The following is a 13,072-nucleotide window of genomic DNA, read 5'->3' as shown; positions in this document are numbered from 1 at the left end:
CCAGAACCGGATGGGCTGGCTCCTTCAGGACGGGCCGGTTGGAGGACGGGTCTGCTGCCGTACGATCGTCAGGATCGCGGTTATCACGACGGGGCCGACAAACAATCCGATCAGGCCGAACGTTTCCAGGCCGCCCAGAATCCCGAGCAGGGTCCAGAGGAAGGGCAGGCGTACCGCGCTGCCGATCAATGCCGGCTGGACCACGTTGTCGCCGATCAGCATGATCGCGGCGCCCCACCCGAAAACCGCCAATGCGGCCACGAGCCCGCCGCCACTCAGAACCAGGACGATGGCTGCGGTCCCGAAGGCGACCCAGGCTCCCATGGGGAGCATCGCGAAAGCTATGGTGAGGATGGCGAACAGGGCCGCATTCGGAACGCCCGCCACGACGAAGCCGATGCCGATCAGAATGCCTTCGCCGATGGCGACGAGAATCGTGCCGTTCACCGTCGCCCGCACGGCCTGCGCCAGGGTCTCGGCTAGCCTTTCCCCGGGCGTGCCGAACCATCGGTCGATCGCGTCCAGAACGCGATCTCCCGTCTGCTCTCCGTCGCGCAGGAGCAGGAACAGCGTCACGAAGGTCAGGAAGGCCTCCAGAAGCCGCGTTAGGAGCGCGCCTCCCAATGTCTCTGACCATCCTGTCAGCGTCTGGGTATCGAAGCCGCTGAAGAGCTGCGCGACGGATTGCGGCTGAGCCAGGTGCGTCTGCCACCAGGCATCGAGCTGCCGGCCGAGGAACGGCAGGCTCTGAACCCAGGGCGGAACCGGCATTCCGTTCTGCTCAAGGCGCGTGAGCCACGCCATTGCCGTCTGGCCCTCGCGTCCGATCTCGGTGAGGGCCAGAGCCAGTGGAGCGACCAGGATCACGGCGAGCGCGATGGTCACGAGCAAGGGCGCTGCCACGCGTGAACCGTCGAGATGGGCCCGTATGCGGCGGTAGAGCGGCCAGACGCTGATGGCGATGATCACGGCCCAGCACAGAGCCGTCAGATAGGACCGCAGCATCCAGAGCGCGAGGCCGAGAAGAAACGCCCCGCCGACCAGACGGGCGATCCGGCGGAGACGGGCATCTGGGGCCGAGCTTTCCGGCTGTTGCGATGACGAGACGGGGCGCTGGCGCATAGTCCGATTCTAGAGAGCCGGAGACGCGCGCCAATCCCGGGTCACCCATTTTACCCCTACCATGCGAAGGGGCCTTTTGAAGGGCTACAAGTCGCGCGAGCGCCTGGCGCGATCGATCAGGTCGTCGGCCAATGCCGGTCCTGCAAGCAGCACGAGCAGAAGGGCGAAGGGCAGGGAGAACAGGAAGCCGATATGGCTGAAGCCGATGGCTCCCGTGATGCCGCCGACGAAGAACGAGCCGAGCAGCAGGAGAAGGAGGCGAAGCTTCTCCCGGTCAGCCATGACGATCTCGCCCTTATGGCGGCTGCGGTTCCAGTAGAAGAGTTTTCCGAGCTCGATACCGATATCGGTCACGATGCCGGTGACGTGGGTGGTGCGCATGCGTGCGCCGGAGATCTTGGTGACGGTCGCGTTCTGCAGACCCATGATGAAGCACAGCAGCGGCACTGCGCCTGCCACGAATGCCGGCGAGGGATAGGCCAGCCAGCCGAGCACGCCGAAGAGGCAGAGGAGAGCGGCCTCCAGCATGAGCGGGAGGGCATAGCGGCTGCCGAGGTGATGCCTTCTGCCCCAGTTGATGAGGATGGCCGAACAGGCGGCTCCCGCGACGAAGGGGGCAAAGGCGGCAAGGCCCAGGGTGACGAGGGCGGCGCTGCCCACGGCGAGATTGTCTGCCATGGACGAGAGAATGCCCGACATGTGGGAGGTATATTGCCCGACGGCGAGAAAGCCGCCTGCATTGATCGCCCCGGCGATGAACGTGAGCGCCATGCCGAGCAGCGTGTCCGTGACGCTGGTGCGCTCCGAGGCGGCAATCGCCTTCACCGATCCCAAGGTGCGGGCGGCGATGGTGCGATGCTTCACGGGTGTACGCTTGACGTCCATTTCGGAGAGATTACTGCGGCAATCTGCCAGGGTCATCAGCCAAAAGGCCGCTCGAGGGATATCGAGCGGCCTGATCGTCGATCATTGCGCGACGCTTGTCGAGGCCGAGGCGCGCCGCTCATCGGGCGGCATTCTGATCGTCTTCGCGATTTCCGCCTCGCCGATCTTTTCGGCAAGAGAATTCCCGCCGACGAATACCTGGATCGCACCGGCCTCGACGACATAGCTGCCGTCGTCGAGATGGAAACCGAGGGATTCGACGGGAACCCGCAGAGCTACCCGCTTCGTCTCGCCGGGGGCCAGATCGATCTTCTCGAACGCCTTCAGCTCGCGCAGAGGGCGGCTGCGGCTTGCCACCGGATCGCGCGTATAGAGCTGCACGACCTCCTGGCCCGCACGGGAGCCCTTGTTCGTCACGTTCACGGAGACGTCGAGCGACTCGCCCGCATCGAGCGTCCGCTTCGCGATGGCGGCGTCCGAATAGGCGAACTGCGTGTAGCTGAGGCCCCAGCCGAAGGGATAGAGCGGCGCGATCGCCTCGTCGATATATTGCAGTGTGAAGCGGTTGTTCGCGAGCGTCGGCCGGCCGGTGGGCAAGCGGTTGTAGTACAGGGGCAGCTGGCCGGTCGCACGCGGCCAGGTGAGCGGGAGCTTGCCGCTCGGGTTGACATCGCCGAACAGCACGTCCGCCACGGCGTTTCCTCCCTCTGTGCCCGGATACCAGGCCATGAGGACCGACGGAACGTGCTCCGCCACCGGCCCCAGGACCTGCGGGCGACCGCCCATGATCACGAGCGCGACCGGCTTTCCGGTCGCAGCCAGCGCCTCCAGGATCTCGACCTGCTTCCCGTTGAGCGCGAGATCGGCGCGGGAGGCCGCTTCGCCCGAAAGCTCCTGCGGTTCGCCGAAGACCGCGATTACGAGATCAGCCTTCTTCGCCGCATCGAGGGCTGCGGGCAATTGATCGGTCGAGCGGCACATGAGATCGCAGGCGGGGACGTGGCTCACCGTCATGCCGGCGGATTGCGCGCGCCGCCGGATGCCCTCGAGAATCGTGACGCCGTCTTCCTTGTGACCGCGAGCCGCATGCGGGCCCATCTGATCCTGAGGCGCATCGGCCAGGGGGCCGATGACGGCGATCGAGCGCGTGCCGGGTTTCACGGGCAGAAGGTCACCCTTGTTCTGCAGCAGCACGAGGGTTTCGCGCGCAACCTCGCGCGCGGCCCGGCGCGCCTCCTTCGAGGGGAAATCGTCGTCCGTGCGTGCGGGGTCGATAGGAGCCTGATCGAAGAGGCCCAGGCGGAACTTGGTGCGCAGGACCCGGCGCACGGATTCGTCGATCACGCTTTCGGGCACGCGTCCTGCGCGGACCTCGTCGGGCAGGTGCTTGATGTAGAGCTGCCCCATCATGTCCATGTCGACGCCCGCGAGAACGGCCTTGCGCGCGGCTTCGGCGCCGTCCGCCGCGATGCCGTGGTTGATCAGCTCGCCGATGCCGACCCAATCCGAGGTGACGAAGCCGTCGAAGCCCCATTGGTTGCGCAGAACGTCGGTCAGCAGCCAGGCATTGGCCGTGGAAGGCTCACCGTTGAGCGCATTGAAGGCAGCCATGAAGCTCGCCGAACCGGCCTCGGCCGCCGCCCGGAAAGAGGGCAGGTAGGTATCGTACATCTCCGCGCGAGGGATGTAGGTGGTGTCGTAGTCGCGGCCGCCCTGCGGCGCGCCATAGCCCGCGAAATGTTTCGTCGAGGCCGCAAGCCCGCCCTTACGGAAACCTTCCACCCGGGCGGCGGTCAGGACCGAGCCGAGATAGGGATCTTCTCCGAAACCTTCGACAATCCGGCCCCACCGGCTGTCCCGCGAGAGATCCGCCATCGGGGCGAAAGTCCAGTTCACGCCCACATGCGACGCTTCCTTCGCAGCCCATTCCGAGGCGAGAAAGGAAATGCGCGGGCTGAAGGCCGCAGCCTCTCCCAAGGGAAGTGGGAACTGGGTGCGGAAGCCGTGCAGAACATCGAGGCCGAAGAGCAGCGGGATCTTGAGGCGCGATTGCCGGACAAGAGCCTGAGCCCGGGCCACGTCTCCGGCATTGTTGAAGTTCAGAACCGCCCCGGCCTTGCCTTCGGAAATATCTTCCCAGCGCAAGGGCGGACCATGGGAAACGAGGTTCAGCTGCCCGACCTTCTCCTCGAGCGTCATCTGCCCCAGAAGCTCGTTCACGCGTCGCTCGGTGGTATCCTGCGCCGAGGCCCCGGCCTGTGGCAGGCTCGACGCGGCCAAGGCGGAAAAAAGGCCAAGGACATAAGAAAGCCGCACATTCGTCTCCATAAAACGTCACGAAAACATGATCGCGAGAGCCATCTCGCTTGGTATTCCTTCGTGCTACACAAGACAGCGTCCCGAAGTGGCGTCTTGCGGCCCTGAGGTCAATGGATTTGTGAGAATACGCGAGTAACCCGTGCCGACAATCCTGAGGCTGCCCTTTCTGGCTTTGTCCTGCGCCCTGATTTTGTCAGGTCTGGCGCTGGCTGCCGCTGCTTATACGCGCAACGCCGAAGCGCTCGTCGCGTCCCTGGCCTTTTTCCTCACGGTGGCGGCTGGCGCCCCCCTGCTGGTCGGCCGGCAGATCGGCCAGCTTTTCGAGGAGCAGTCCATCGAGGACGCATCCGTGTTCACGGCGATCCCCGTCGAGCCCGCGGCGGAGCCGGAAGCCCCCCCCGTGATCGAGGAGCCTGCGCCGGAAGAGGACGAGGAAGCCCTGCGTCGCCTCCAGAAGGCCGAGGCCATCGAGCATCTCCGGGACGGCATCACCCATGATCTCAACAACAAGCTCATGGTGATCAGCGCCAATATCGATGCGGTCGCCCGTCATATGAAGGATCAGCCGTCGATCCAGCGCAAGCTGCTTTCGGCCCTCGTCGCAGCCGACCAGGCGGCGAAGCTCATCGCGAAGTCCGCATCCTTCTCCCGCCAAAGCGAGCCGCGCGTCCAGTACCTCGACCTGTCCGAGAGAATCGGCTCGGTCGCGGCCCTCATGGGGCGCTCGCTCCTGCGCGATACGGTGGAACTGCAAGTCTCGCTCGCCGAGGATCTCTGGCCCGTGGAGGCCGACCCGGACGATATCGAAACGGCGATCGTCACGTTGAGCGCCTATGTCAGGGATACCCTGACACAGGGCGGCACGATTGCTCTCGAAGCGCAGAATACGTGGGTCGAGAGAAACGCTCTTCCCCAGCTGACCATCGAAGGGGATTTCGTCGAGCTCAAGATCTGCAGCACGCCGAGCGAGAGCGTGCAGAATGCCGATAGCGGCGTGGAGCAGGCGTTCGCGTTGCAGGAGATCGATGTCTCGTCCTGGCTTCGATTGAATCGGAGCCTGCATTTTCTCCAGGGCATCGGAGGCGCCTCGAAGGTGTCCCGGAACGGCGCTGAGATGGCGATCGCGCTGTACCTGCCGCGCGCAAGGGCCGCGACGATGCTGCCCTTCGGAACCCAAGGAGAAGACGAGCTGCTGGACGATGCCGGTCGGCAGAACGCCGAAATCCTCATCGTCGATGACGAGATCGAGGTGGCGCTGGCGCTGCAATCCACCTTGGAAGAGTTCGGCTATGTCACCAGCATCGCGACGGATGCCGGGCAGGCGATCAGAAATCTGAAGGCGCGCAGGCCAAGCCTCGTGCTGACGGATGTGGCCATGCCCGGAACCATGAACGGCGTCATGCTGGCCCGCGAGGTACGGGAGATCTTCCCCGGTCTCCCAGTGCTGCTGATCACCGGCAACCCCGTCATGGCCGATGAAATCGGCGAGTTCCCCCTGCTCCAGAAGCCCATCATCAGCCGTGATCTGCACGCTGCGATCCAGCGGCAGCTGACCCCTCGGGACGAGGGCAACAAGGTCGTTCCGCTGTTTCCGCGCTCACGCGCTTCGTGAGCGGGGTCATGTCGCCAAGGTTCCGGCGACCAGGGGAGAGGCCACCCGGCCGGCGGCCTGCGCGAGCGCCGCGAACAGCCGCTGCTGCGGCTGTTTCCAGACCAGAAGCTCGGGATGCCACTGAACGCCGATAAGGAAGGGCGCTCCATCGTTCTCGATGGCCTGAACGATCCCGCTCTCGTCACGGGCCGCGATTCTCAAGCCCTCGCCGAGCTTGTCCACTGACTGATGGTGCAGGGCATTCACGAGACAGGGATTGCAGCGCAAGATTCGATCGAGGCGGGAATCGGCCTCGATCGCCACGCGCTTTTTCGGCAGGACCGTGCGCATTTTCGGCGCCTGAACATAGACCTCGTAGATGTCCGTGTGGAGGGTGCCGCCCAAGGCCACGTTGATCATCTGCGATCCGCGGCAGATGCCGAGAATGGGAAGCTGCCGGGGCAGCGCGGCCCTCAGGAGCGAGAGTTCCATCTTGTCGCGGTCGGGGTCGATGCGCACGTCCGGAAGAACTTTGCCGCCATAGATCTCCGCGCCGATATCGTCGCCGCCGCCGATGACGAGGCCCTGGAGGGGCTCTTCCGGCAACGCCTCGCCGGGAACCAGTCGGACGGCGCGGGCGCCCACCCGGGCGAGCGCCAGCCAGTGCATGAGATAGCTGCGCCAGCCGCCCCGGCGGGACGTGGTGACGCCGATCAGCGGTGTTGTCATGACCGTACGACCTGCTCCACGATATTGGCCCAGCTTTTGTCCTCCCCCTTGAAGGCGAGGTAGGTGTTTCCGACCATATCGAGCGTTTCGCGGTTGGATGCCAGGCGCTCGACCGCGACCCAGCGGTTCCAGTCCGGCGCGATGCTCCAGCCGGGGTCGCTCACACGGGCATCGGGGAGCCGGTAATGGAAAGTCGGACGCCCGTTGATCTTCTCGTTCGGAAGCACGTCCCGGACGCGGTCCCTGTCGAGATGATGCAGCAGGGGCAGCAGGTCCAGGTCGCGGTTTCGGGTCGGATTGGCCGCCAGATAATCGTCGATAAAGCGCGGGATATCGGGCCAGTAACCGGGCGAGGCGATCAGGCGGACGTAATCGGGCGGGAACGGATCGGCAAACCCGAGAAAATCCCGGGTCCGGTCGGGCGAGACCTCCCGGCGCAGCCAGGGATTCAGGAGCACGAAGCTCTTCATGAAGGCGGTGACGGTATAGGCGTCCTGGCGCGGGATCTCCGGATTGAAGTGAAGGCCGAAGGCATAGAAGGGGGCGTCCTGAGTGCCTTTCGCGCCGAGACCGCGCAGAATATCGAGAATGCGGTCGAGCTTCTGCAGGCGGTCAATGGGCGTAGGCGCCGTCACCAGCTCGCAGGGAACGAGATAGCTCGCGGCGAAGCCGAAGAGGGCGGCAATCTTGGGCAGAACACCTTTCTGCCCACCTCCATTCTTGGCCGGATGCAGGATGCGGCTGTCGAGTTCCACCGTCAGCTCACCGATTGACGAACCCTTCAGGGCAAAGGAATGCGGGTCGACCTCGATGACACGGCCCCCGAGCGCCTCCTGCAAGGCCTGCACCGTTCTTTCGGCCGAGGGTCCGACGAACTCGATCTCGACCCCGACGGTGCGCACGTCGCCGTGCTCGTTGCACAGGACGGGCGGGGACAGGAATTCGATCGAGGTCGGAAGGGCCGACTGCGCCATTCAGGACTCCGGCAGAACGCAAGAATGCGAGGCATTTGAGGAACGGGCGCGGTGTGGCTGAGTTCCTTGGAGCGGTCTTCCCCCTTCTTTTCGAAAGCCTGCTGTGGCTTTCCGAATGCCCTTTGGTTACAAGCCGCCATCATGATCGCGAACCATCGGAACTTCGACAAATCCGCCTGGACGGCGGAGCTGCGCGCCACCATTGCCCTGGGCTGGCCCCTGGTCCTGACCAATGTGGCCCAGAACGCGCTGATGACATCGGACGTCATCCTCATGGGATGGCTCGGCTCCGATGCGCTGGCGGCGGGAGCGCTCGGCACGAATCTCTACTTCGCCTTCCTGATTTTCGGCATCGGCCTCATGAGCGCGACCTCCCCCCTGATCGCGGAGGAGCTGGGCCGCCGGCGTCATTCGGTTCGGGAGGTGCGCCGCACGGTCCGGCAGGGGTTCTGGGCCGCCATCACCGTCGCTGTGCCGATCTGGATCGTGTCCTGGAACGGGGAGATCATCCTCCTCGCCATGGGGCAGGAGCCCGGGCTCGCCCATACGGCGGGCCAGTACATGCGTGCGCTCCAATGGAGCCTGTTGCCCTTTCTGCTCTACCTGGTCCTGCGGTCGTTCCTGGCGGCCCTGGAGCGTCCCGGCTGGCCGCTCATCATCGGCGTCCTCGCGGTGCCGGTGAACCTGGGCGCAGCCTATTGCTTCATGTTCGGCAAGCTCGGCATGCCTCATCTCGGGCTGATCGGGGCAGGGGTCGGCACAGTCCTGTCCAGCACCTTCATGTTCTTTGGCCTGGCCCTCATCATCTGCCTGGATCCGAAGCTCAGGCGCTATCACATCTTCGGCCGTTTCTGGCGGTCCGACTGGCCGCGCTATCGCACCCTGTGGCGCATCGGCGTGCCCATCGGCCTGACCCTCGCCTTCGAGGTGACGATCTTCAACGCGGCCGCCCTGCTCATGGGGCGCATCGGCGCCAATGAACTGGCGGCTCACGCGATCGCCCTTCAGATCGCCTCGTTCTGCTTCATGGTGCCCTTCGGCCTCAGCCAGGCGGCGACCGTGCGGGTGGGCAGGGCCTATGGGGCTCAGGATGCGTCGGGAGTGACCCGGGCAGGCTGGACGGCCTTTGCGCTGGCCACGAGCTTCATGATCGTGACCGCCTCGCTCATGCTCTTCGCGCCGCGCCTGCTGCTCAGCGCTTTCCTCGATCTCGACGATCCGAAGAACGCACCGGTGATCGGCTTCGCCGTTTCGTTCCTGGTCATGGCGGCGGTCTTCCAGCTCGCCGATGCGTCGCAGGCTATCGGTGCGGGCATGTTGCGCGGATTGCAGGATACGCGGGTGCCGATGATCTATGCGGCCTTCGGCTATTGGGGAGTGGGCCTGCCGCTCGGCGTCGCTCTCGCCTTCGGCACGCCGCTTCGGGGCATCGGTATCTGGATTGGTTTGGCGACGGGCCTCGGGGTCGTTGCTGGCCTGATGCTCTGGCGCTGGGTGCGCCGCGACAGGCTGGGCCTTGTCACGGCCGTGCCGAAGGACGTTCAGGAGGCCTTCGCGAGCTGAGTGATCAGCCGCGAAAGATCGACAGGCGCGAATTGGGTGCCCTCCTGGGTCACGCGGACTTCCTCGACTGTGACCCGCCGCCATTGAGCGAGCCGGGCAAGCGCCTCCTGCACCAGCTCTTCCGGGGCGGAAGCGCCAGCGGTGAGGCCGATCACGGCCGCCCCGTCGATGAAGGAGAGCGTGAGATCCTTCGGATCCTGCATCAGAAGCGCGGGCCGGCCCGCGCTCTCCGCCACCTCGCAGAGGCGGTTGGTGTTCGATGAGTTACGGGCGCCGCAGACGATGACCCGCTCCGCCCGTTCGGCGATCACGCGGACGGCGAGCTGGCGGTTCTGCGTGGCATAGCAGATCGTCTTGATGTCGGGACCTTGGATGGCGGGAAAGCGAGTTTTCAGGGCAGCGATGATGTCCCGCGTGTCGTCTACCGACAGCGTGGTCTGGGTGACGTAGGCGATGTGCTCCGGATCGCCGACGGCGAGCGTCGCCACGTCCTGCAGGTTTTCGACGACGTGAACGACGCCCTCGATCTGGCCGATGGTGCCTTCCACCTCCACATGGCCGCGATGGCCGATGACGATCACCTCGCGGCCCGCTTTCGCGTGCCGCTGGCCTTCGAGGTGAACCCGCCGCACGAGAGGGCACGTGGCATCCAGAATCGCGAGCCTGCGGCTTCCTGCTTCCTGCTCCACGGCACGAGAGACGCCATGGGCGCTGAAGATGGCCACCGCTCCGTCCGGAACCTGTGAAACCTCTTCGACGAAACTGGCTCCATGTCGCTTCAGCTCGCTCACGACCCGGCCATTGTGAACGATTTCGTGGCGCACATAGACGGGCAGCTCCGTTTGCCGAAGGGCATCCTCAACGGCGCGGATGGCGCGTTCGACACCCGCGCAGAACCCACGCGGCGCGGCCAGGAGAACGGTCAGGGCGGGACGGTCCTGGATCATGCGGCGTCCTCCCGTCGGGGCGGATGGTGGCGGGCGGGGTGCGCTCCGGCTGCTGGCGCGTGCTGCAGCACCGCGGCGGCCTCCTGGCCGGAGATGACGGCACTCTCGATCGTGGCCGGGAGCGCGCCCATCCAGTCTCCGGCCAGCGCCAGATTCGCGAGAGGCCGCAGGGGGGGCTGGGGCAGGAAGGCCGTGTCCTGGCGGATCGTGGCGCGTTTTTCCTTCACGACATGGGCCTCGGGCTGTCGGGCGACGGATACGTCCATGCCGAGATGATGATGCAGAATCGGGGCAATCTCGTGCCAGACCGCGGATGCGAGATCCGACGCGCTCTCATTTGCCGCGGCATTGGCCGCCGAGATCGTGACGCTCACATGATCCCGGCGCACCAGGAGCCATTGAGCGCGCGCGCCGACGACGCCGATGAAGCGTGGCCTTTCCACGCCGGGCAAACGGAAATGCACGTTGAGAATGGCTTCGAACCGCTGCGGGACTGACAGGCCGGGCAGCAGCCTTCCGATTTCGTATGGGGGCAGAGCCAGGATCACCTGATCGTCGGACCCAAGGGCGACGGTGCGGTCCGTGAGGCTCAGGCCGATGACACGCTCGCCGCTGGCGACGAGGCTTCTCAGGCGTTGTCCCCCCAGAACGGGAACGCCTCGCGCTCGCAGGGTCTCGACCGCAGGCTGGACGAGATCCTCGCTCAGCCCGTGCCTGGCGACGAGCAGTCTGCTTGCATGCGGCCACATCAGACGCCGCAATGCCAAGCCGAGACGCCGGGCGGAGGCTACGTCGGGCGGCGTGTTGAGAACAGCGATGGTCAGGGGTCCGATGAGGCTGTCCATGATCGGCCTGTCGCCGATGATGGAGGCGACAGGACGCTCCTGTGCCGGAAAGGCGAGACGAAGGATACGGGTGAGGTCGGTGATGACCAGGCCCGAAGGACGCCGCGACGGCCATAGCCATGACAAAGGTGACAATCCGATCCGCCGCATCGTGCCGGTGCGCGACTCGTAGAGCGGAAGCCCCTTGCGCTCCGGCTCGATCCATCGGTCCCGCGCGCCGACTGCCTTGAGCAGATTCAAGGCATGCCGGTTGGCCGTGAACAGGACATGGGTGCCGTTGTCGTGCGCAAACCCGCCGACGGGATGGATCGTCCGGCAGCGGCCTCCGGGCTGGAAAGCGGCTTCGTAGAGGACGGCCTCGCCTCCTTCCCTGGTGATCGCGAGCGCGGCGCTCAGGCCGGCGATGCCGGCGCCGACGATATGAGTGCGCCGGGCCGTCATGCGTGCCTCATGGCGCGCGTGAGAAGGTGCAGTTTGTCTCCTGTGGTCAGCCGGAGCCTGCCCTGTCGTGTGCTCCAGCCGCGGGCCGTAAGCCGGTCAAGAACGCGGCGGTAATTCTCCATCATCAGGATCGCGGGCTTGAGCGAAGCCCGGTCAAGGCGCTCCAGAGCCTCGTCCGCCGCGGCAAAGCCTGCCCGCGCCTCCTCCGCCAAAGCTTCGCAGGCCCGGGCAAAGCGTGGATCGGCCACGAGAAGGGGAGCCGGCGCATCCTGAAGGCCGAGCTGGGCGAGGCGGGAAAGCGGGATGTAGACACGGTCGCGCGCCGCGTCCTCGTCCACGTCGCGCAGGATGTTCACGAGCTGCAGGGTGCGTCCGAGATCGAGGGCGAAGGCGCGGGCCTTCGGCACGCCGAAAATATGGACAGAGAGGGTGCCGACGGAACCGGCCACGCGCCGCCCGTAAAGCTGAAGGTCGTAATCGCTCGCCAGCCGCACCTGGTCGGCGCTGTCGATTTCCATGCCGTCGAGCAGCGCATGGCATTCGTCGAGCGGCAGCTTGAACAGGCTGGAGGCGCGCGAGAGTTCGCGGCCGATCGGCGTTTCAGGGGCGCGGTGCAGGCGGTCGATCTCCCGACGCCATTCGCGCAGGGCGTGAATCTTCTCCGAGGCAGGAGCGGCGCCGTCCGCGAGATCGTCCACGGCGCGGCAGAAGGCATAGACAGCGTGGATGGCGCGGCGGCGCTCCTGGCTCAGGCTCTGCATGCCGAGCCGGAACGAGGAGCCGGATTGGCGGACCGCCGCCGCCGTGACGTGCGGATCGCTCCCCATGGGCTTGCGGATAAGGCCGGACAGCCCGATCAGGAAGGCGCGGGTCACATCGAGCTTGCCGATCTCGGCGCGCTCGAGCACCGGGTCGATTCGGCGTAGGATCCGGCTCAGGCGCTCCGCAAGGGCGATGGTGGCCATGCTTTGAGCGCGCAAGCGCTTGTTCTGCAGCCGCTCGGGCAGGACTCGGGCCCGGTCGATCAACTCGTCGACCCGGTCGAGCATGGCGTCGAGAACCTTGCGTCGCGTCGTGGCCTGAGGCGGGGTGAAGAAGGCCTGCTCGCTTCCTGCGAGCATCGTCCATTGAAGAGGAATGTAGATGCGGCCCAGGCGCTCGTGGTCCTCGCGGCAATCCTGCAGGTGATTGAGGATCTGCAGAGCGGTGCACAGGGCGTCCGCAGGCGCCTGCGTCGAACTCAGTTCCCCATGCAGCTGCAGCAGGAAGCGTCCGGCCGGATTGGCCGAGTGGCGGCAATAGTCGAGAAGATCCGCCCAGTCGTTGTAGCGCGACTTGATCGCATCCTGCCGGAAGGCCCGCAGCATCTCGCGCGCCTGCGCGATTCCGGTGCTGTATGTACTCTCGACCCGAAAGAGCTTTTCCGCTTCGGGAACACGCGCATCGCCCGTGACGAGCGCCTGTTCGACGGCTTCCAGCCGCGACAGCTTCTCGGCTGCGGTGAGATCCGGTGCATCGGCAATGTCGTCGGCGGCCCGCACGAAGCCATAGAAGGCGAGAACGGCCTCTCGATGATCCGGCGAAAGCACGAGGGACGCAACGGGAAAGTTCTCGTCCTTCGGCTGCTTCGTTGCATCCTTGGCCAGCGTGATCATG

10 protein-coding genes are annotated in these 13,072 nt (G+C 65.7%); 2 read left to right on the top strand and 8 right to left on the bottom strand.

The window, feature by feature from the left end; translation table 11 throughout:
• Nucleotides 1–24 precede the first annotated feature (24 nt).
• The 3 genes from ACS5Q0_RS04880 to bglX all read right to left on the bottom strand — a co-directional run bounded on the left by ACS5Q0_RS04880 (nt 25) and on the right by bglX (nt 4,323).
• A complete protein-coding gene (locus ACS5Q0_RS04880) occupies nt 25–1,122 on the bottom strand; it encodes an AI-2E family transporter (RefSeq protein ID WP_473125475.1) in 1,098 nt (365 codons plus the stop codon).
• 84 nt (nt 1,123–1,206) lie between these two features.
• The gene (locus ACS5Q0_RS04875) at nt 1,207–2,007 is read right to left on the bottom strand and encodes a YoaK family protein (protein ID WP_473125474.1); all 801 of its coding nucleotides are present in this window, start codon (nt 2,005–2,007) and stop codon (nt 1,207–1,209) included.
• Between the two features lie 81 nt (nt 2,008–2,088).
• A complete protein-coding gene (gene bglX, locus ACS5Q0_RS04870) occupies nt 2,089–4,323 on the bottom strand; it encodes a beta-glucosidase BglX (RefSeq protein WP_473125473.1) in 2,235 nt (744 codons plus the stop codon).
• A 142-nt stretch (nt 4,324–4,465) separates the two neighbouring features.
• Here bglX and ACS5Q0_RS04865 point away from each other — a divergent pair, with 142 nt between their 5' ends.
• The gene (locus tag ACS5Q0_RS04865; protein ID WP_473125472.1) at nt 4,466–5,938 is read left to right on the top strand and encodes a response regulator; all 1,473 of its coding nucleotides are present in this window, start codon (nt 4,466–4,468) and stop codon (nt 5,936–5,938) included.
• A gap of 6 nt (nt 5,939–5,944) precedes the next feature.
• On the opposite strand, the gene ACS5Q0_RS04860 is transcribed toward ACS5Q0_RS04865, so the two are convergent.
• Nucleotides 5,945–6,646 carry a gamma-glutamyl-gamma-aminobutyrate hydrolase family protein gene (locus ACS5Q0_RS04860; protein ID WP_473125471.1) on the bottom strand — a complete coding sequence of 234 codons (702 nt, stop codon included), beginning with the start codon at nt 6,644–6,646 and terminating at the stop codon, nt 5,945–5,947.
• On the bottom strand, nt 6,643–7,620 hold the full coding sequence (locus ACS5Q0_RS04855) for an amidoligase family protein (protein ID WP_473125470.1): 978 nt from the start codon (nt 7,618–7,620) through the stop codon (nt 6,643–6,645). The genes ACS5Q0_RS04860 and ACS5Q0_RS04855 overlap by 4 nt, the downstream gene beginning before the upstream one ends.
• 141 nt (nt 7,621–7,761) lie before the next feature.
• Between ACS5Q0_RS04855 and ACS5Q0_RS04850 the strand changes: the two genes are divergently transcribed.
• Nucleotides 7,762–9,183, top strand: coding sequence for an MATE family efflux transporter (locus ACS5Q0_RS04850; protein ID WP_473125469.1), 1,422 nt, complete (start codon nt 7,762–7,764; stop codon nt 9,181–9,183).
• Here ACS5Q0_RS04850 and ispH read toward each other — a convergent pair.
• The 3 genes from ispH to ACS5Q0_RS04835 are packed head-to-tail and all read right to left on the bottom strand — an operon-like array spanning nt 9,162 to nt 13,071.
• The gene (ispH, locus tag ACS5Q0_RS04845; protein ID WP_473125468.1) at nt 9,162–10,130 is read right to left on the bottom strand and encodes a 4-hydroxy-3-methylbut-2-enyl diphosphate reductase; all 969 of its coding nucleotides are present in this window, start codon (nt 10,128–10,130) and stop codon (nt 9,162–9,164) included. The two genes, ACS5Q0_RS04850 and ispH, sit on opposite strands and share 22 nt — an antisense overlap.
• Complete coding sequence (locus tag ACS5Q0_RS04840; protein WP_473125467.1) at nt 10,127–11,416, bottom strand: hydroxysqualene dehydroxylase; 1,290 nt, start codon at nt 11,414–11,416, stop codon at nt 10,127–10,129. Before ACS5Q0_RS04840 ends, ispH begins: the two co-directional genes overlap by 4 nt.
• The gene (locus tag ACS5Q0_RS04835; protein ID WP_473125466.1) at nt 11,413–13,071 is read right to left on the bottom strand and encodes a squalene/phytoene synthase family protein; all 1,659 of its coding nucleotides are present in this window, start codon (nt 13,069–13,071) and stop codon (nt 11,413–11,415) included. The genes ACS5Q0_RS04840 and ACS5Q0_RS04835 overlap by 4 nt, the downstream gene beginning before the upstream one ends.
• Between the last annotated feature and the right edge of the window lies 1 nt (nt 13,072).

It is taken from the genome of Microvirga sp. HS2, from assembly GCF_055792805.1.
Note: the sequence above shows the minus strand (reverse complement) of the source record. Positions and strands in the feature narration are given on the sequence as shown.